The sequence below is a fragment of the Polyangium jinanense genome (assembly GCF_028435365.1).
Genome location: NZ_JAGTJJ010000010.1, coordinates 191714 through 211591 on the forward strand (window position 1 = coordinate 191714; position 19878 = coordinate 211591).

The 19878-nt window shown below is 68.8% G+C and carries 16 protein-coding genes; 6 read left to right on the forward strand and 10 right to left on the reverse strand.

The genetic code is table 11. The features are described from left to right. Positions 1-29 precede the first annotated feature (29 nt). Together KEG57_RS20720 and KEG57_RS20725 are read right to left on the reverse strand one after the other, a co-directional pair. Positions 30-1502, reverse strand: a complete 1473-nt coding sequence (locus KEG57_RS20720; RefSeq protein ID WP_272421209.1) for a sigma 54-interacting transcriptional regulator — start codon at positions 1500-1502, stop codon at positions 30-32. Continuing rightward, a complete protein-coding gene (locus KEG57_RS20725) occupies positions 1499-2974 on the reverse strand; it encodes a serine/threonine-protein kinase (RefSeq protein ID WP_272458722.1) in 1476 nt (491 codons plus the stop codon). The genes KEG57_RS20720 and KEG57_RS20725 overlap by 4 nt, the downstream gene beginning before the upstream one ends. On the opposite strand from KEG57_RS20725, the gene KEG57_RS20730 reads away from it, so the two are divergent. Next, entirely contained in the window at positions 2973-6359 is a 3387-nt protein-coding gene (locus tag KEG57_RS20730; protein WP_272458723.1) for an AgmX/PglI C-terminal domain-containing protein, read from the forward strand. The genes KEG57_RS20725 and KEG57_RS20730 overlap by 2 nt on opposite strands. A 73-nt stretch (positions 6360-6432) precedes the next feature. Here KEG57_RS20730 and KEG57_RS20735 read toward each other — a convergent pair whose 3' ends face one another. The 3 genes from KEG57_RS20735 to KEG57_RS20745 form a co-directional block, all read right to left on the reverse strand. Continuing rightward, on the reverse strand, positions 6433-7791 hold the full coding sequence (locus KEG57_RS20735; protein ID WP_272458724.1) for a DUF8173 domain-containing protein: 1359 nt from the start codon (positions 7789-7791) through the stop codon (positions 6433-6435). Between the two features lies 1 nt (position 7792). After that, a complete protein-coding gene (locus KEG57_RS20740) occupies positions 7793-8380 on the reverse strand; it encodes a hypothetical protein (protein WP_272421205.1) in 588 nt (195 codons plus the stop codon). 75 nt (positions 8381-8455) lie between these two features. After that, entirely contained in the window at positions 8456-9028 is a 573-nt protein-coding gene (locus KEG57_RS20745; RefSeq protein ID WP_272421204.1) for an RNA polymerase sigma factor, read from the reverse strand. Positions 9029-9556: 528 nt separating this feature from the next. On the opposite strand from KEG57_RS20745, the gene KEG57_RS20750 reads away from it, so the two are divergent. Beyond that, positions 9557-9787 carry a hypothetical protein gene (locus KEG57_RS20750; RefSeq protein WP_272421203.1) on the forward strand — a complete coding sequence of 77 codons (231 nt, stop codon included), beginning with the start codon at positions 9557-9559 and terminating at the stop codon, positions 9785-9787. A 139-nt stretch (positions 9788-9926) separates the two neighbouring features. Next, entirely contained in the window at positions 9927-10418 is a 492-nt protein-coding gene (locus KEG57_RS20755; RefSeq protein ID WP_272421202.1) for an SRPBCC family protein, read from the forward strand. A 7-nt stretch (positions 10419-10425) separates the two neighbouring features. On the opposite strand, the gene KEG57_RS20760 is transcribed toward KEG57_RS20755, so the two are convergent. Continuing rightward, positions 10426-12132, reverse strand: a complete 1707-nt coding sequence (locus KEG57_RS20760; protein WP_272421201.1) for a L,D-transpeptidase — start codon at positions 12130-12132, stop codon at positions 10426-10428. A 170-nt stretch (positions 12133-12302) separates the two neighbouring features. On the opposite strand from KEG57_RS20760, the gene KEG57_RS20765 reads away from it, so the two are divergent. Next, positions 12303-13283 carry a hypothetical protein gene (locus KEG57_RS20765; RefSeq protein WP_272458725.1) on the forward strand — a complete coding sequence of 327 codons (981 nt, stop codon included), beginning with the start codon at positions 12303-12305 and terminating at the stop codon, positions 13281-13283. A 298-nt stretch (positions 13284-13581) separates the two neighbouring features. Next, on the forward strand, positions 13582-14760 hold the full coding sequence (locus KEG57_RS20770) for an RCC1 domain-containing protein (protein ID WP_272421388.1): 1179 nt from the start codon (positions 13582-13584) through the stop codon (positions 14758-14760). Here the strand turns inward: KEG57_RS20770 and KEG57_RS20775 are convergent. From KEG57_RS20775 to KEG57_RS20785, 3 genes are all read right to left on the reverse strand, one after another. After that, positions 14757-15332 carry a hypothetical protein gene (locus tag KEG57_RS20775; protein ID WP_272421199.1) on the reverse strand — a complete coding sequence of 192 codons (576 nt, stop codon included), beginning with the start codon at positions 15330-15332 and terminating at the stop codon, positions 14757-14759. The genes KEG57_RS20770 and KEG57_RS20775 overlap by 4 nt on opposite strands. A gap of 155 nt (positions 15333-15487) precedes the next feature. Next, the gene (locus KEG57_RS20780) at positions 15488-16402 is read right to left on the reverse strand and encodes a DNA-methyltransferase (RefSeq protein ID WP_272421198.1); all 915 of its coding nucleotides are present in this window, start codon (positions 16400-16402) and stop codon (positions 15488-15490) included. Continuing rightward, positions 16399-17250, reverse strand: a complete 852-nt coding sequence (locus KEG57_RS20785; protein WP_272421197.1) for a penicillin-insensitive murein endopeptidase — start codon at positions 17248-17250, stop codon at positions 16399-16401. The genes KEG57_RS20780 and KEG57_RS20785 overlap by 4 nt, the downstream gene beginning before the upstream one ends. A 103-nt stretch (positions 17251-17353) precedes the next feature. Here KEG57_RS20785 and KEG57_RS20790 point away from each other — a divergent pair, with 103 nt between their 5' ends. Beyond that, complete coding sequence (locus KEG57_RS20790) at positions 17354-17800, forward strand: hypothetical protein (protein ID WP_272421196.1); 447 nt, start codon at positions 17354-17356, stop codon at positions 17798-17800. A 25-nt stretch (positions 17801-17825) separates the two neighbouring features. On the opposite strand, the gene KEG57_RS20795 is transcribed toward KEG57_RS20790, so the two are convergent. After that, entirely contained in the window at positions 17826-19760 is a 1935-nt protein-coding gene (locus KEG57_RS20795) for a hypothetical protein (RefSeq protein WP_272421195.1), read from the reverse strand. Positions 19761-19878 lie beyond the last annotated feature (118 nt).

A 19878-nucleotide genomic window follows, 5' to 3' on the forward strand; every position in this document is an offset into this window, starting at 1 on the left:
CCCCCAGGGCCCGGAGTCTACCGCGCGTCTCACTCGCTCGTCGCGCGGATCCCGAACCGGGCCATCAATCGCTGCAAATGCCGCCGATCCACGCCCGCCTCGCGCGCCGCCCGCGACACGTTGCCGCCCGACTGCGCGAGGATCGCCTCCACGTAGGCCCGCTCGAAGCGCTCGACCCAGGCATCCTTCGCCTCGTGATACGGCAGCTTCAGGAGATTCGCCTCGACCCCGCTTGCGTGGGCCGTCTCCTTCGGCGTTTCGGGGCTCGGCGGGGCCTCGGCCTTGCGCTCCTCGGCCCGTGGGCTCACCGCGGGCTCGCCCGGCGCGGCGAAGGCGCCGAGCACGGCCCAGCGCTCCACGATGTTGCGCAGTTCCCGCACGTTGCCCGGGAAATCGTAGCGGGAGAGCATCGCGATCGCCGTCTCGTCGAGCCGCGCGCACGGCTGCAAACCCGACGCCGCGCGCCGCCGCGCGAGCTCGTCCTGGATGTGATCCACGAGCAGTCTGAGGTCCTCGATCCGCGTCCGCAAGGGCGGCACCCGCACGATCACCACCGCGAGCCGATAGTAGAGATCCTGCCGGAATCGCCCCGCCTGCACCTCGCGCGCGAGCGACCGGTTCGTCGCCGCCACGATACGCACGTCGACCGAGCGCGACCGATCCGAGCCCACGGCTTTGACCTCGCGTCGCTCGAGCGCGCGGAGCAGCTTCGCTTGCATGTCGAGCGGCAGCTCGCCGACCTCGTCGAGGAAGATCGTCCCCCGATCCGCCGCCACGAACGCGCCCGGCCGCTCCCGCACCGCGCCCGTGAATGCGCCCTTCTCGTGCCCGAAGAGCTCGCTCTCCAAAAGCTCCCGCGGGATCGCCCCGCAGTTCACCGCGACGAACGCGCCCGCGCGCCCGCTCGCCTCGTGCAGCCCCTCGGCCGCGAGCTCCTTGCCCGTGCCCGTCTCGCCTTCGAGCAGCACCGTCAGATCACTCGCGGCCACGCGCTCGAGCAGCGCGAACATCTCGCGCATCGCGGGGCTCGCGCCGAGCATGCGGCCGAAGCGCGCGCGCGGGCTGATCTCCTGCTCGACCGTCTCGGCGAGCGGTTCGAGGCGCAGCACGCTGTTGCCGAGGCGCACGAGCGTGTCGTCCGTGATGGCCACGCGCTCGATGCGCAGGTCGCCCACGAACGTGCCGTTCGTGGAGCCGAAGTCCGTGAGCGAGAAGCCGTGAGGCCCGAGGCGCACGGCGAGATGCTCGCGCGAGACGGCCGGGTCGCGCAGGGTCACGTCGACGTCGAGGCTCGAGCCGACGCGCACCTCGTCCTGCGCGAAGACGTGCGCGGCGCCCTGGTCACGCGCGTCGGGCGCGTCGACCACGACCACGCGCAGCTTGCGAATGCGGCGCACCGAGGGGCCGCTCGTCGCGTCGATCACCTCGGTCACGGGCCGCCGACCCCCCGACCCGCTCGGGGCGCTGCCGAGCAATTTCGTCCTGCTCTCGCCGTCGCTCATCGCTCGCGCTCCTCCGCCTCCTCGTCCTCGTTGCTGGCCGTGCCCTTTTGCGGGGCGACGAGCACCACGTGCTCGTTTGGGCGCACGCGGAACGTGTACTCGCGCCGCGCGCCCTTCGGTAGCACGACGGCGACCGTATGATCACCGCCCCTGAGCTCCAGCCTTCCATCTGCGGGCAAAGTCACCTTTTCCCCGTCGACCTCGACGTGCGCGCGTCGCGGCACGACGCCGGCGAGCGAGACGGAGCCGCGCGGGTTGCGCGGCGGGAGGCGTGCCGAGAACTGGCCCATCGCAAAGAGCAGCACCGCGCCGAGGGCCACGGCCAGATACACGGAGGCGGAGCGTCGGGGCGGCGGCGCGGGGCGGGCTGAAGGCGCGGGCGCAGGTTCGGGTGAAGGCTCGGGCAGAGGCTCGGCGAGCGCGGGTGGCGGGGTCTTTTCGGACAAACCACGCGCGTCGGCCGCGGGGAGCCGGGCGAGCGACGTTCGTTCCTCGGGGGCGCGCGCACGATGCGCCTCCACGCGCGCGGCGAGCGCTTCCCGATCGAGCGCCAGCGCTTCGAGGCCCGCCGCGATCGACACGCTCGTGGGCCTGCGCGAGGCTTCCCGCGCGAGCGCCGCCGAGAGCCCCGGAACGCGCGCCTCCCACGCCGCGAGCGCCCGCGGCGGATCCCCGCGCGCGCCCGCCGACGCGAGGTCGTCCTCGGGAAAGATGCGCCGCCCGAGCGCGCACTCCGCCACCACGACGGCCCACCCGTAGACGTCGCTCGCGGCGCTTGCCTCGCCGGGCAGCGCCGCCTCCGGGGCTAGATACCCCGGCGTCCCCGCGACCTCGGGGCGCGCCTCGCCCGCGCGCCTCGCGAGGCCGAGGTCGAGGAGCTTCGCCTCGCCGGTCTCGTCGATCATCACGTTCGAGGCGGCGAGGTCGCCGTGCACCCAGCCCTTCTCGTGCAGCGCTGCGAGCGCCCGTGCCACGTCGAGCCCGACCGCGCGCACCGCGCCTTCCGGCATCGGCTCCGCGCCCGCGACGAGCTCGTCGAGCGGCGCGCCGCGCACGTGCTCGAGGGCCACGTACGGCAGGCCTGCGAGGTCGCCACGTGCCTCGAGGGCGGGCAGCGCCGCGGCGCGCACCTCCGCGAGCACCTCGCCCTCGCGCTGGATGGCTTGCGCGGCGCGGCCCGAGGCGCGTTCGCCCAGCACGGGCCGCTTCAGCACGAACGTCTGGCCGCTCCGGTCGCCGAGCCGGACGGCGACGAGCACGTCCGACATCGCCCGCCGCGCGAGTCGTTGTACGAGGAGGAAGTCGCCGAAGAGCTCGGGCACGAACGGCGCGGGCACGGGCGGAGGGTAGCCGAGAACGGCCCCCGGCGGACACCTTCGCGCGGGATCCGGGAACCTTCCGTCTTCCGTGGCGTCCACACCCGGACACAGGGCCGCTCCGCAGGCGTGATCCGGCCCGAGGAAGGTCGTCATGCGTCGTCATCGTCCTCTCGTCGCGGCCCACACTCTCGTCCTCCTCGCGGGCCTCTCCGGATGCCTCGCTGCGCCTGGCGAGATCGACGACGAAAGGACCCCGCCCGCAGCGACCCGCGGCGCCCCCGCCATTCTCGAAACGGCCTCCGGCATCAGCGAGGACGACTTCCTTCAGGACGAGACGAAATCACCGACGCTCGCCGCGCCCCGCGGCTTCGGCACGATCACGGGGCGCCTGCCGGGCACGAGTACCGTCGTCCCCGGCGTGCGCCTGCGGGCGCATTCCGTGCGCGTGACCATTCGCGACGGATTCGCTCGCACCGAGATCGAGGAGGAGCTCGCGAACGACACGCCCACGGCCCTCGAAGGCCGATACGTCTTCCCGCTCCCGCCGGACGCGAGTTTGTCGCGGCTCGCGCTCTGGGTGGGCGACGAGCTCGTCGAGGGCGAAATGGTCGAGCGGAATCGCGCGGCCCGCATTTTCCAGGGCATCGTCGACGACACGGTGCGCCCGCGTGATCCGGCGCTGCTCGAATGGACGCAGAACAGCTCGTTCTCCCTGAAAATCTTCCCGATGCCGGCGCGCGGCAGCCGCAAGGTGATCCTCGCATACGACGAGGTCCTGCCCGTGACGAAGGGCGCCCTGCGCTACACGTACCCGCTTTCTCTCGGCGAGGATCGCGCGGTCCGGATGGATTCGTTCCGCATACACGTCACGGTCGAGGACGCGGGCGGCGCCGCGGCCGAGGCGAAGGTCCTCGGGCATGTGGCCTCGCTCCGCACCGAGGCGGGCCGCCTCGAAGCCGATTTCCAGGCCGAGTCGTTCGTCCCGAATGCCGATTTCGTCCTCGAATTCCCGCGTCCCCAGACGGAGATCCTGCCCGTCGCGGTCGAGAGCGGCGGCGAGGGGCGCGGGTATTTCGCGGTCCGCGTCCCGGTCCCGACGGCGCCCGAGGCCAGCTCGATCGAGCCCCGCAATGAAAAGGTGCTCGTCCTCGACGCGAGCCACGGCGTCACGCGGGAGGGCCTCTCCGCCGAGATCACGGTCGCCGAGACCATGCTGCGCCGATTGCAGGAAGGCGAGCGATTCGCCGTCCTTCTTTGCGACAGCGCCTGCGTCTCCTACCCCGAGCGTGGCCTCACCGCGAAGAGCGACACGTCTGTCGCCGAGGCCTTCCGATTCTTGCACGAGCGCGCGCCGCAGGGCGCCTCGGATCTCGCCTCCGCCCTCGTCTCCGCGATTTCGCGCATCGAGACGCAGGGCCGAGGGCAGGTCGTTTATCTCGGCGACGGCGCGCCGTCCGCGGGCGAACTGAAGGTCGATTCGATCGCCGCGCGGGTCCGGCCGGTTCTGTCGGACAAACAGGCCGAGCTTCGCCTGGTCGGCGCGGGTCCCTCCATTGACGAGCTCGTCCTCGGCGGGCTCGCGGAAGAGCTCTCTGCTTCCTATGAGCGGCTCGCGGCGGGAAGCGGTTCGCTCGCGCAACGCGCGCTCGTTCTCGCGAAGGGCCTCGACGTCCCGCTCCTCATGAATGCGCGCCTCACGTTGCCGGCGGGCTTCGTGGACGTGTTCCCGCGCAAGCTCCCGGCCGTGCGCGCCGGGGAAGAGATGGTCCTCGTGGGCCGGCTTTCCGGGGCGCCCTCGGCCGAGAGCGCGACCGTGGAGCTTTCGGGCGAATTCGATGGCATGCACGTGCTCGAAGCGCGGACGCTCTCGTTCTCGGCGGCGCCGGGCGCCGATCGAAAGGTCATTGCGCGGCGCTGGGCCACGGAGCGCATCAGCGAGCTCGGCCGGCGCGCGGACGACGACGCGGCCAAGGAGACCGTCGCGCTCTCGCAGCAATACCACGTGCAGAGCCGCCTGACCTCGCTGCTCGTCCTGGAGAACGACCGCATGTTCGCCGCTTTCGGCATTCCCCGCACGCAAGGAAAGAACGGCCTCTCCTCGGAGGTCGAAACCGGTCTCGGGCATTTGAGGGCGCCTTCCGATCCGATCGGCGATTCGTTTGGTACGGGCGGCCTCGATTTGTCCGGGGTCGGCGAGGGTGGGGGCGGGACGGGGCAAGGGTTTGGCACGGGCCACGGCAGGCTCGGGGCCATGCCCGACGGGATCGGAATGGGGAGCCACGCGAGCCGGTCGGTCCCGAGCGTCCGCATGGGCTCGACGACCGTGAGCGGTCGAATGCCCCCCGAGGTCATCCAGCGCATCGTGCGGCAGAATTTCGGGCGCTTCCGCCTTTGCTACGAGAATGGCCTCCGGTCGAACCCGACCCTCGCGGGCCGCGTCGCCGCCCGGTTCGTCATCGGCCGCGACGGCTCGGTCGTGTCCGTGGCCAATGGCGGCAGCGATCTCCCGAATGCGGACGTCGTGGCCTGCGTGATTCGCGCCTTCCAGGGCCTCTCCTTCCCCCAGCCGGAGGGCGGGACCATCACGGTGGTGTATCCGATCCTGTTTTCACCCGACGGCGGAGGCGCGCGCTCCTCACACCCGTGGCGCCTCTCGCGCCATTGGCGGGGTTCCTCCTGGATCGGCAAAGCGGACGAGGCCTGGCGCAGTGCCGGGAAGGACACGCTCGACAAGCTCGAAAAGTCTTCTCTGGAATCGCCCGAGAGCCGCCGGGCGCGTGAGGCGTGGGTCACGGGCCTGCTCGCGCGTGGTCGATTCGAGGAGGCGCTCCGCGAGGCCTCGAAATACGTCGAGCTCGACCCGGACCGCGCCCGCGCACACGAGCTCCTTGCCGAGGCCGCGGCCGCGCTCGGCGAGGAAAACATCACGCTCGTCGCGCTCGATACCCAGGTGGAGCTCGACCCCTCGAATGCGTCTGCGCATAAGCGCGCGGCCCGGGCCTTCGAGGCGTCCGGCGACGAGCGCCGCGCCTGCGCGCATTTTCGATCATACGCCGAGCTGCGCCCGCTCGACCAGGATGGCGCCTACGAGGCGCTCCGCTGCCGCGCCCGCGTCCTCGGCGAGCGAGACGCCGTGCTCGTGACCATCGCTGCCCAGAAAAACCTGACCAAGTCCCTCATGTCCTTGCGCGATGCCCTGGAGAAGGGCGAGACGCCGGCCTATGCGGCGGGGGATCCTGGGGGCGAACGAATCTCGGCGAAACTCACGTGCGCGGAGAGCGTGGAAGGTTGTCCCCGGGTCGTCGTGATCGACCCTGCGGGCCGCGTCACGACGCCGATCGTGCCGGGGACGGGCCGCTCGGGCGCGTCGTGGGTCACGGCGAATGCGTCGAGCGGGACGTACCGGGTCCTCGTGACGGGCGGCCTCTCGACCGCGCGGGGAGAGCTCGTCGTTCGTCTGGACGATACAATCAAGAAGTTCGAGGTGCGCGGCGGGGAGGGTGCGCGGACGGCGGCGGTGATTTCGAGCGGCGAGTGACGGATCGATGAAACGAAAAAGGCCGCGCCTCCCGAGGGAGCGCGGCCTTTTTTCATTCAAGCGGGGAATCGAATCAGATGACCTCCGCGCTCCGGTACGGATGCGAATCGGGAGCCATCGACTTGGCGCCCTTCTTCGCAGGGACCAGGCCCGCGGCCCGCGTCGCCACGAGGCTGCCGATCGCCACGAGCACCACGACCACCCGCACGATCCCGCCGATCACCGGCAGCGGGCCCGTCAGCACGAAGAGCGCGCAACCGAGTGCGAGGTGCGCATATTCGTTCTTCGTCTTGTGCCCGATGAGCGCGCGGCCCACGACCTCCAGCGTCGAGCACATCGCCGCGAAGACGCCGAAGGTCCCCGCAAGCAGCCCCACCACCGCGACCGGAATGCCCACCAGCGTGATGCAGAGCGCGACGAGCAGCGCTATCGCGCCGAGCGAACCCACGATACCGAGCGCGAACGAGCGCATCGGCCGGGCCGCAATTTCCACCTTGAGCGACTCCGCGCGCTTCGTGAAGAGCGCAATCAAGACCGCGCCGAGCGCAAAGAGCAGCGCACCGCCCGTCATCGCTTCGCTGAACTCACGCATGAAGTGCTGTGCGTTCGACGGTTCGTCGTGCTTTTCTTCCTCGACCCGCGTCGAGACGTCCCCCGCGACGACCGCGCCCTCTTCGCGGTCGAGCTTGCCGCCCACGATCCGCGCATCCCCATCGAGGCGCGCCCCCTTCTTCACGTTGAGCGAGCCGCCCATCACCTGCGCGTCGCCCATCACGTGCGCGCCCGGCTCGATCGTCACCATCCCGCCCGCAACCTCCACGTCGCCCGTGACGACGCCCTTCACCGTGAGCGTGCCGCCGATCAAATGGACGTCCTTGACAACCTCGTCCTTCTCGATCACGAGGTTCTGCCCCACCACCTCGCGATCCTTGCCCTCGCCCTTGTTGGCATGCGCTCCGGGATGCTCGGGCTTGGCCGCGGGCGCGTCCCCCGCAACGTTTGGCGGGACAGGCGGCGCCGGAGGCACGGGCGGCACGGGCGGCGCCGCGGGCACCGGAGGCACAGGCGGCACCGCGGGCGCGGGCTCCGCGGCCTTCGCGGCGGGGGCGCGGGAAATCGAAATCAGCGTGCCGTCGCGGCGGGCGACGTAATCACCACCTTCGAGGAGAAGCGAAAGGACCTTGTCGGCAGGCTGGTCCTTGACGTGCAGCGAGGCCGGCTCCGTGGAGGGGGCGTGAATCACCACGCTCCAGCCCGCCGCCTCGGCGAGGCGCTTGATGGCATCTTCCTGGGGCACGCGCTCGACGTCGAGGCTCACCTTTTTCTCGTCCGTCGGCCATTCACCTTGCTTCTCGACCGCCGCCAGCGAGGGCGCCGCGGTCGTCAGAGCAGAAAGCAAGAACGCGAGCCCAGTAAGCCTTCCAGCAGCCATTTCACACGCCTCCTTCTTGCGCCAAGTCGTTCGAGGACCCCGGACGCGACATGCGCGATACGACGAGGCCCGAAATCAAGAGCACTGCCGACGCCGCGAACGCGAGCGTCGGGAACCATTCACTCTTCGAGACGAGCGCCGCGCTTCGCGTCAGCATGAGCGAGGCCCGCCAGATCGTCCCGAGCAAGCTCGGGACACCGGCAATTCGATCCAAAATGCCCGGCAGCGCGCCGAGCGTCGCGAGGAGCAGCGCGCCGAGCACCGCGCGCTTCGGCAAGGTCGCGAGCCCCCGCACGGACGCGGGCGCCTTTGCGATCGCCGCCGCGTCCGCCTTCACGGGCGCCTTCACGGGGGCGAACGACGGCTCCGCGAGCTCCGCGAGCAATTCGCTCGCGTGCGCCGAGAGCAGCGCCTCCGCGCCGAGGCGCTGCGCGCAATGGTCACAACCGTCGAGATGAGAGAGGGCATCCGCTGGGACGATCCCTGCTTCTCCGTCCGCTACACTCGAGAGCACGATATCCGTCACGTGTCCGTCGTGTTGCCAGGCCAGATCCGGCGGGAGTTTGTCGAGATCGTCCATCGTCGCCACCGTCGTTCCTCTCTCGTCATCTCTCGTCAGCGCTTGGGGCTTTGCTCCGCAAGCGGAGCTGCGCCCCAAACCCCATCATTCGCCGACCGTCTCCGCGAGCAGACGCCGGCCGCGCGCGAGCCACGTCGCCACGGTCCCGAGCGGGACCCCGAGGCGCTTGCAAATATCCTGGTATCCAAGCCCCTCGACGTGGAACATCACGAGCGCGCGCCGCTGCTCCTCGGGAAGCGAGCCGAGCGCCCGTTCGAGACGGGTCGCTCGCTCGGCGCTCGCCGTGCGTTCTTCCGGACCCGGCGAGGGGTCCGGCACCAGGTCGAGCCACGCCGTCGTGGTATCGTCGGACACGGACTCCATCCGTGCCTCCACCCGCCGCGTGCGCTTGCGGCTCCGCAGCGCATCGAGCGCCACGTGCCGCGCAATGCCGATCACCCACGGACGGAGCGGCTCTCCGTCACGCAAGCGGCTCCGGCCCTCGAGCGCGCGGGAGAGCGCCTCGTGCGTGCAATCCTCGACGTCCGGGTGATCCCGGCGCTCGCCGAGGACACACGCCACCACCGCCACGACGATCTGTCGCAGCGAAGCAGTTTCCTCCGGTGAGACGGCCGCCGTTTGGGGCGGCGCCTTCGGGCCGGGGACGTTGTGCGTCATGGGTGCGGGCTGCATCCTCGCCGCCCTGTTCGGCGGAGCGGGGGAAGAAATTTCGAGCCCCCGATTTTTTTCTGATCGGGGCCCGGATCTCGCCCACCTCTCGCGCTCCGAGGGCAGTCGTAGGGTCCTGCGTTGGTGAACGAGGTGACGACGTCGGCGACCGACCCGTTGAGCAAGGAGCCGGCGCTGAAGCGGTGCGCGGTGGTGGTGGAGCCGCTTCTGTAGAGGTCGGCTGGAACGAGGGGGGGGGAGCCGCGACGGGGTTCGCGCAAGACGAACCGTTTTGCGCGCCCTGGGCGGGGAAATCCGGCGTCGAGGTCGATGCGCCGCCGTTCGCGTCCGTGTGGTCTCGTTCCTGCGAGAAGCATTGCGCTGAGCTCCTGACCGCAAGCTGCGGTCGCCCTAGCGCGGGTTCAGGCGCGCCTGCCTGGCCTGCGCTCGTCGCGGCGAGCATAACGGGGGCATCCACGGCGCATTGCTCGACGGCGTGTCGGGGGTAGCGTCGAGGTGGTTGACGAGGAGATTACCATGAAGCGTAACATCGGACGTATCCTGGCCTCCATGCTCTTCCTTGGCGCGACGATCGGCGTTCTCTTCGGCGGCAGCGCACCGGCGGAGGCGCAGCAATCGGATCAGCCCTGCATCAACGTCTGCAGGCAACGGGAGAGGGATTGCCTCGACGACGCGAATAACCCCGGCCAGAGGAAGCAGTGTCGCCGGGACTTCGAGGATTGTGTCGAGGACCTTTGTCGGAGCTGAGACAGCCTGAACCGCACATCTCCGGCGCCCTCGGGAGACGTTCTCCCGGGGGGCGCCGGACGGCGCCGCATGTTCGCTCCGAGCGCCCTGATGAATCGAGGGGTTGCATCGCGGGGAAAACCGAGGCGAAATACGGGCCATGTGGTTCCCCACGACCCCTTCGGAGCTTTCGTACGTCGACAGCGCCCCGCAACGCATCGCGAACGTCGTGACGATCGACGCGACGCCCGAGCGCGTCTTCGATCTCTTCGCCACGGGTGAACGTCAAGAGGAGTGGTTTCAGGACTTCGTCGCCTGCCGGTGGACGAGCCCAGAGCCCCACACGGTGGGGACGACCCGCGAGGTCCAGCTGAAGACGTTGACCGTGAAGGAGCGTTTTCTCGCCTGGGATCGCGGCCAGCGGCTCGCGTTCTCCATCGACGGGATCACGCTGCCGATCGTGAAGCAAATGCTGGAGGACCTGCGGTTCGAGCCGCTCGACGGCGGCCGGCGGACGCGGCTCGTCTGGCACGTGTTCTACACGCCGGCGCTCGTCATGGTGCCCGTGCACGGGGCGGCGCGGGCGGTGTTTTCACACATGTTCCGGCGATCGGCGGAAAAACTCCAGCGGTTCGCCGAGCACAATCCGTAGCTTCGGATCACAGCGCCGTGATCACGACCGGCGTGGCCTTGCCATTGCCGTCGCCGGGACGGACACCGCCCCAGCCCTCGGGAAGGGCAGGCTCGGTCCATTGGAAGAGGAAATGGCCGTCTTCGGGGGAGACGTTCACGCACTCGGCGCTCTTCGGATTACCGAAATCTTCGTGCCAGTAAGCGACGTGCATCGCGAGCGGCGCGCGGAGGTACTGGATGTTCGGCACCTCCGAGATCCAGAGCATCTTCGGCGGCCATTCCTTGTCGGGTGACATCACGGCGACGCGGTCCTTCCACTCGATCGGGAAGATGCCGGTCTTCGTCATCGAATGGACGTACGGGTCATAGCCGGGGATGGGCGCGCCGCCCTTGCCCGGGGAGAACATGGTCGCGTAGACGGGTTTGTCGCCCTCGTAGGCCGTGAGCGTCCCGGGGTTGATCTTGGCCTCGATCCACTTTTCGCCGGGTTTGACCGAGCGCGGGAGTTTTTTGGCGGCCCGCGTGACCGTGACGCTGTCCGCGAGGACGAAGGCGCCGGGCTCGTTCCGGAGGGCGAGGTATGCCTTCTTGCCGACGACCACGCGCTCCGTGACCTGGACGTAGCTCTTCGGCGGAATGGTTTGTCCGGAAGGAACCATTTTCCCGTCCTCGCCGCGCGTATAACGCGGGATGGGCTCCTGCTTGCGGTTCCAGGCGAGCGGGAGGCGGACATCACTCCCGAGGTGCACGCCGTGGAAGGCGGTGCGGCGGAAGGGGCGCATGCGGTCGGCAGGGACGAGCATGAGGTCGGGCGTGACGAGCCAGGTGCGGCCCTCGGCCTCGAAGGCGCGCGCGTACGCGAGCATCGAGCCGTTCGGGATGACGCGCCAGACGAGCTTCGCCGGATCGTAGGCGCCATTGCCGCCGACGGCGCGCTGGCCATTCGCGAAGATGGAAAAGACCGGGTCGGTCGCGCGGATGTGGTCCTTCGGGTCGCCGCTGATGAGCTCCTCGTGGCCGCGTGACCACTCGGCGAGCTGCACGAACGTGCCCGGCGCGCCGAAGCTCCGTTCGGCTTTCTCCTGCTCGGCCTTCGTCGGAACGCGGCTGTACATGGGCGCGCCGTTCGAGAAGGCATATCGATACGGCATGACGGCGTCCTCGCGCGGGGCGAGCTCGGCGAGGGCGCGGTAATACGGGTCGTTCAGATCGAGCGTGGTCTTGCGGGGATCGAGACAGATGTAGCCGCGGGGAGCGACCTTGTAATAGCCGCGGGCGCAGTTTTTCCCCTCGACGGGTTCGTTCGAAAGGAGCGCGACGCTCGTGCCCATGCGGACGTACCCGAGCGGCAAACCCTTGGGCTCGGGGCGTTTGTAGATGTACGCCTGATCCGCGATGGCGCCGATGCGCGGCCGCTCCGTCTGCGCGGGTTTGGGCGCGGGATTGGGCTCGGTTTTGGCGGAAGCGAACTGGAACGTGCTCTCTTCGCCGAGGGGCGGTTCGACCTCGGCCTTGTTGAAGGGTGTGTTCCCGTCCTTCTTACGTTGGTTCCAGTCCTGCCACTCGCGCAGCTTGATGTCCTCTTGCCACTGTTCGATCTCGAGCTCGGTGGGCGGGACGACGCGCTCCTGCCTCGGGCGCTGGGAGCCTCCGTCGTATTTCGCCTCGGGTGCGGGCGCGCACGCGGGAATCAGGAAGAGGAAGAGCGGAAGGGCATGGCCTTCGAGCTTCATGGTTCGAAGGGTACCGTGCGCGTTTCGAAGGAGGCAAAGATCGATCGATCCTGCCTGGATCCGGGCCCAAAAGTGCGGCTGCTTCCCTTGCCGACCGGGGCGGGGTAGCCTGGAGGTTGGTTGGGCGACGCCGGGCAGGCCCGGCGCTCTCGGTCGCGAGCGGAGAATGCATGTTCAGGAAGTCGACGGCGCTTTCGTTTTTCACGGCCATCCTCCTCGGGGCCACGCATGTGTCCGGACAACCCTCCGCCGCGGACAAAGCCGTCGCGGACAAGCTCTTCGACGAGGGAAGGGCGCTGCTCGACCAGAACCGGGTGCCGGAAGCGTGCCTCAAGTTCGCGGAGAGTGATCGATACGATCCATCGGTCGGGACGCGGCTCAACCTGGGGGAATGTCACGAGCGGCAAGGAATGACGGCGAGCGCGTACGGTCACTTCGGGGACGCGGCGCGGCTCGCGCGGGAGCGGGGAGACAAGTCGCGGGAGGCGGTGGCGGAGGAGCGACGGCAGGCGCTGGAGAAGAAGCTGTCGCGGATCCGGATCACGGCGCCGTCGGGGATGGCGGGGCTCGAGGTGCTGCTCGACGGCAAGGTGCTGGGTGCGGCGGTGTTCGGGACGGCGCTGCCGGTGGATCCGGGGAGCCACGTGGTGGAAGCGCGGGCGCCGGGGAGGACCGGGTTTCACGCGGAGAAGGTGGTGCCAGCCGGGCCGGCGACGGTGGAAATCGTGATCCCGGAGCTCGCGGCGGTCGCGCCGGCGGCGGGGAAGGACGTGGCGGAGGCGCCGAAGCCGCAGTGGTCGCAGCTGCGAGGGGTGGGGTTCGCGACGGGGATCGCGGGGGTCGTGGGGCTCGGGGTGGGGGTGGGGTTCGGGGCGGCTGCGCTGCAGAAGAACGTGGCGTCGAAGGAGAAGTGCGAGGCGGGGGATCCGACGCGGTGCACCACGGAGGGGTATTCGTTGCGGAACGCGGCGGGGTTTTCCGCGGATGTGGCGTCGGTGCTGATGGGGATCGGCGGGGGTGTGCTCGCGGCGGGGGTCGTGATGTTCGTGGTGGGCGGGAACGAGGAGCCCGCGGCGCAGGCGGAGCGCGCGTGGATCACGCCGGTGGTGGGTCGAGGGAGCTTCGGCGTGAGCGCCGGGATGGAGTTCTGAGATGCGAACGCGTGGAATGACGTGGATGCCGGGTCTTCTGGGCCTGGTGGTGGTGAGCGGGTACGGGTGCAAGCAGATCATCGGCTGGGAGCCGGCGACGATCTGGGAGCCGGATGCGGGAGGAGGAGGCGGCGGGGAAGGAGGGCTCGGCGGAGGCGGGAGCGGCGGTGCCGGTGGGAGTGGGGGCGTGGGCGGGAGTGGAGGTCTCGGCGGGAGTGGAGGCGTCGGTGGGGCGCCGCCGGAATGCATGGATGCGGGTGACTGTCAAGCGGAACCGAACCAGACGGCGGCCTGCGAGATGGGGACGTGCGTGTACACGTGCGAGACGGGGTGGGGGGACTGCACGGCGGCGCCAGGGTGCGAGACGGATCTGGGGACGACGAAGGCGCATTGCGGGGCTTGTGGGAATGCGTGCATCGCGTTTTGCAAGGCGGGGAGTTGTAATGACCCGGTCAGCGTGGCGGGGGGGTATTACCACCACTGCGCGGTGCTGAAGGATGGGGAGGTTTATTGTTGGGGGAGGAACGAAACGGGGGAGCTGGGAGACGGGTCGAAGGTGAGCAAAACCCAACCCGTGAAAATTGCTCTCCCGGGAGGGCTCACCGCCATTGACGTGTCCGCAAATGGTCGGTCTGCAGGCTCGTACAGCGCTCGCACATGCGCTGTCTTGAAGAACGGCACCGTTGCGTGCTGGGGAGAGAACGTACTCACGCCGACGCTCGTGGGGCAATTGGCGAACATAAAATCGATTTCAGTCGGCGGAGGTCACGTCTGCGCAGTCGATGTCGTTGGGGGGGCATTGTACTGTTGGGGGAGGAATCAGTCCGGACAGGTGGGAATTGGGGACACGTTCTTTGTGCAATTTCCAACAAAGATTGCATCCGTAAGCGACGTCGTGAAGGTGAGCGCCGGCAGTACACACACGTGTGCGCTCCAGATGGGGGGAAAGGTGTTCTGCTGGGGCAGAAACTTCAACGGTCAACTAGGCCTGGGAGACACCACCGATCGCCTGACTCCCACAGCGGTCTCGGCCCTTTCCGGTGTCACCAATATTCAGATCGGAGATTCCCACACTTGTAGTCTCGGCTCAACGGGACTTCATTGCTGGGGCTCCAATCAGGTTGGCTCGCTGGGGATCAACTCGTATATCGATGCATCGACACCCCAATTCGTGTCGTTGCTCGGTGCACAGCGAATTGATCTTGGTTACGGAAATACCGGAGCAACCGTGGACGGCGCTCTATGGATGTGGGGGAACAACGCCAGCGGACAGCTGGGCAACGGCAATCAAACGAATCAGCCGAAGCCCATTGTCAATAATCTCACGGGAGTCAGCTCGCTGGCATTCAGCGTGTCGACATCTTGTGCGCTGATGGACACAGGTGAGATCCTGTGCTGGGGCAATAATACGTATGGCCAGTTTGGGAATGGCACGACGGCGAGTAGCTTCACGCCGACGCCGCTCGTTTGGCCCTAGGGGCTCGGCGGCGCGCCGCTCCCGTCGCCGATATCGTACTTGAGCTCCACGTCCTCAATGTAGGTTCCGACGAACGGACTCGTCCTCGTGCAACTCGGGACCTTGTCGCCGCAGGCCGAGCCCGAGCAGGCGAAAGAGCGCTTCTCAATACCTTCTCCGGAGATTGCGTTCCCGTCGGTGATGACGTTGACCGTCGACGTGATCGTCGTCGTTCGCTTCGTCTCGGCTCCACTCGGGTCCTCAGAGTACTCGACGTCGACCACCTTGCCCGAGAACGTGAACCCTTCGTCCGACTCCGCGCCTTCGAGCGTAACGGCGCCCGTGTCGAGGTAGATCTTGTCCTCGATGCTGGCATAGATGATCCACGTCCCCGTGCCGCGCAGGGACGAACTGTCGTTCGCCAGGTTCTCCGGCGGTTCCGTCGCCGGATGCCAGCACCCGCTGCTCGAATCGGTCTCCCCGAACGAAACCCGGTAAATCCACGTATCCCCCGGGGACACGCCGCACCCCGTCAGACCGGCCAGCGCCGCAACGCACGGGAGCGCCCGGAGCAAGCTCTTTCCGAATTCCATCGCTCTTTCTCCTCAGTTCAAAGCTTCCGGGACGTCAGCCCCCCGCACCCCTCCTCCATCACGGCTGTGATCAACCCAACTGCCTCCAGTAGTGTGAGGACGCTTGGTGATCCGAAGCTGCGTGTGTCGAGAAGGCCGATCGTCCACAACTTTTTTCAGGTGAACGATACATCGCTCTCGCGGACAAACGGAATCTTTTCTGAAGTGAGGCGTCTCGCAGAAAGATCGACCGCCAGGTGACTTACGTCACCTCCCACGAACCGACGTCCCAGTTTGGCTGCCACAACGAGTGTGGTCCCGCTTCCACACATGAGGTCCGCCACCGTCGCGCCCTCCCGGCTCGACGCCCGGATGATGCGTTCCAGCAATCGCTCCGGCTTCTGCGTCGGATACCCCGTGCCTTCGACGCGCAGCGGCGTGTTCGCCACCATCGCCGGTACGTCGGTCCAAACACTGCCGAGCCGTCGTCCCTCATCCGCGTAGTAGCGGTACGTCCGGCCGTTCACGACACGCTCGCGGTACAGGCGGCCCGTCTCGTCGAGATGCCGGAAGTGCATCTCGAGGCTCGTCGCCGCGTACGGCTCGCGCAGGATCGGGTCGCTCGCGTTGTAGACGACCTCCCGGCGCTCCCGCGGATCCCGCACGTAAAGCAGGAGCGTCTGGTGCGTGACCGTGAACCCACGCGCGCCGCGGCTGCCGTTGCCAGGCGTCCAGATCACCTCGCCAAGGAACGCGCCCCGGCCGAAAAGGCGATCACACGCAACCTTCACCTCGTGCACGGTGCGATGATCGAGGTGCACGTAGATCGTGGCCCCCCGGCTCATCCGGCCGCGGATCACCTCGAGCCGCGGCAGGAGCATCGCCACGAGGCTCTCCGGATCGTAACGATCCTCGTACGCCACCGGGCCGCCCGACGCCTGCTTCTTGCCCCGGGTTTGTCCGGGCGCAGTGCGCGCCGTCATCGACGTGCCCACGCCGTACGGCGGGTCGAGGTAGACGAGGTCGAAGGAAACGTCCGGCGCGAGCGCGGCGCAGACGTCGGCCGCGTCGCCGTGCGCGAGGAGGTTCATCGGGTTCCCGTCGCCGCCTCGGGCTTGCCCGGGAGGAGATCGTCGAGGAGCGCCGCGAGCGCCTCCGCGTCGCTCCACGGTTCGAGCGCGAGCGGCTCCGGGAGCCACGGCCACGCAGGTCCGCGGCCCTCGCAGCCAGCCACCGCCTCGGCCGGCGTGCACGCCACGCGCAGGTGGAAGTGATCGTCGTGCGGCGCGGCGTCCTTCGGCTGCAAGAGGACGTTCTCCGCGCGCCAGACGAGCTCCGGATCCTCGCCCCGCGCCCGCGCATGTTCGATGAGCAGCGCTTCGAGCCAGCGCGCGAGGAAGAGCCACTCGACGTCGGCCTCGGGGGACGTGACGAGCGCCTTCACGAGCTGCCAGTTGCGCTCGGTGTCGAAGCGGACGAACGGGAGGCGTTTGTCCTCGGTCTCGGCGAGGCCGTCCGCGCCGAACCGGACGAACCCAGGGCTCGGGATCGAGCGGCCGTCCGGCGTCGTGCAGTAGAGGAGCAAGTCGACGTCGCGGCCCGTGCGATGCGAGCGGTGGCCGTTGCGAAAGCCGCCGTGGCGGTTCGAGAGATCGCCGACGAGCAGCGGCGCGCCGGGGCGAAGGGTCGCGACCTCGCGGGCGGCGCGCTTGACCGTTTCGACGAGGCGCGGCGTGCCGTACCGAGCGCTCGTGTTGCGCAAAAGCCGGTACCCGGTGCCCCGGTCGGGAAGCGCCGCCGCGCCCGTGAGCACACCCGCGTGGGGCAAACCCACGGACCCGGACAAACCCGGCGCGAGCGGCGTCGGCGTGCCCATGCACGCGACGAGGAGGAGCGCGAGTGCGGCACAAAACACGAGGAGCGAAGCGCGAGGACGCATGACGAGAGGAGAAGCCGCGCGCATGGAAGCATCGGACGAGCGTCGCGGGAAGGGGCCACGCGGCCTTGCCGCGCCCGACGCGCGAGGCCACCATCGAACCAGCATGGAAGAGCTGTTTCGCAGTGAGTTCGCGGTCGTCACGCGGGAGCCGGGGTTCATCCGCGTACGACGGACCACGACGCCGATGGCCGTGGCCGGCGTGACTGCGATCCTCGACAAGATCGCCAGCGAGTTTCGCATTCGCGTGCCGCTGCGCGAGCGCAAGGCCCTCGGCGTGCTGCTCGACACGCGGGAGGCTCCGATGATGACCGACGACGCGGCCATGGCGATCGTCCGCCCGCTCATGAACGAGGTCCTCACGGGCTTCCCGCGGAGCGCGATCCTCGTGAAGACCGCGGTCGGGAAGCTACAAGCCATGCGCAGGGCACGCGAGGAGACGAGCCTCGGCAGGGTCCAGCTCCCGGTGTTCGACGACGAGGCCGCGGCGATCGCGCACGTGCGCGGCGAAGAGCTCCCCGCGCCGCCGCCGCGCTCGTCACCGAGGCGCTAGCAAGCGGCGGCGCGCGGAGGCGCGTTCAGAAGCAGGGGCCGGCGCAGCTCTGCGCAACGCAGTTCGACCACTGGGTGCAAAGGTTGCCGGTGCAGCACTGCTGCTGGCAGCTCGCGGGCGTGCCGCCGCCGACGGTGCAGCGCTGGAAGCAGCTCATGCTCGACGCGCACTGCGGGTTCGAGAGGCAGCTCTCCGTCTGCTGGCAGCAGCTCCCGACGATGCACTGCGAGCACGGCGTGCCGCCCGGATCGAGGCTGCACGTGCCCGCGTCGACGGGCGGCACGCCGCAGTGCCCGCCGTTGCACACGAGGCCGACGCAGCACTGCGGATCACTCACGCAGTTCGATCCCGTGGGCAAACACGAGCCCGCGCCGCAGATGCCGTTCTGGCAGACGTTCGTGCAGCACTCGCCATTCTCGGCGCAGGGGAAGCCGTCGAGCTTGCATTGCGCGGCGCCGCAGACGCCGTTCGTGCAGTTGTTGGTGCAGCACTGGAAAGGCGCGTCGCAGGGGAAGCCGTCGGGCTGGCACTGGCCGAAGCCACACGTGAAGAAGTTCGGATCGCAGAAGGCCGAGCAGCAGTCGAAGCCGTTGTCGCAGAAGAAGCCGTCGGGCTGGCACTCGCTCATGGTGCAGAACCCGCCCGGATCGCAGACGCCGGAGCAGCACTCTTCGCCGAAGTTGCAGCCGAAGCCATTGGGCATGCACGCGCCGAGGCCGCAGGTGCTCGAGAGCGGGTCGCAGATGCCCGTGCAGCACTCGAAGTCGTTGACGCAGAAGAGGCCGTTGGGCGTGCAGCCGCCGGGGCTGCAGGCGAAGATCGAGAGGTCGCAGAAGCCCGAGCAGCACTGGAAGTCGGCTTCGCAGAAGAAGCCCTGGGGCTGGCACTGGCCGAAGCCGCAGATGAAGGTCTCCGGGTTGCAGAACTGCGCGCAGCACTCGAAGTCGTTCTGGCAGAAGCTGCCGTCGGGCTGGCACTGGCCGAAGCCGCAGCGCTGGCTCACCGGGTCGCAGAAGCCCGAGCAGCACTGGGCGTCGAGCTCGCAGAAGGTGTTGTCGGGCTGGCACTGGCCGAAGCCGCAGCGGTGCGTCTTCGGGTCGCAGAAGCCCGTGCAGCACTCGCCGGATGCGTTGCACGCGGCGCCGTCGACCTTGCAGATGCCGCCGCCGCAGATGCCGCTCTCGCAAAGGTTGGAGCAGCAATCATTCGGGGTGAAGCAGGCCGTGCCGTCGGGGCCGCACAACTCGAAGTTGCAGACGCCGCCAGGGCAGAAGCCGGAGCAGCACTCGGCGGCGACCTGGCAAGGCGCGCCGTTCGGGTTGCAGGAGCCGGGGCCGCAGACGCCCTCGGTGCAGAGGTTGGAGCAGCACTGCGAGGGGTTCGTACAGACGAACCCGTCCTGCTGGCAAGCGGAGCCGCAGACGTTCTGGTTGCAGGCGCCGCCGCAGCAGTCGCCGTTGTTGAAGCAGGCGGCGCCCTGGGGCTTGCAGGCGAGGGTGCCGCAGAAGCCGCTGGTACACTGGAAATCGCAGCACTCCTCTGGGCCATTGCACGCAAAGCCGTCGGGCTTGCACTCGATGCCGCCGCAGAAACCCTGCCAGCATTCGAGGCTGCAGCAGTCGCCGTGCTCGGTGCAGGCGAGGCCGTCGGGCGTGCACTGGACGCCACCGCAGAAGCCGTCCAGGCAGTCGAGGTCGCAGCAGTCGACGGTGGTCTCGCAGGCGCTGCCTTCGTGTTTGCAGAGCTGCTCGGGCTTGCAGACTTCGTCCTTGCAGGCGAGGCCGTTACAGCAGTCGCCGGGCAGGCCGCAGCTCTCGCCGAACGCGCCGCAGTTCGTGCCGCCGCCCGTGGCGTAGGCGTCGAAGTCCCCGGTCCGCGAGCCGCAGGAGGCGAACGTCAGGACCGACACGAGGACGAGGGCGAACGCGCATGCGACGCGCGCAGCAAGCGAAGGGCGCATGCGCGGATTTTAGGGGTCGAGGCGGCTCGGACGCGAGAAATTCGTGGTCTCCTCGGGAGAACCGGGAGCGAACGAGCTCTCGTTGCGCAGGTCGGAGGAGGGGCGCAAGATGGCGGGC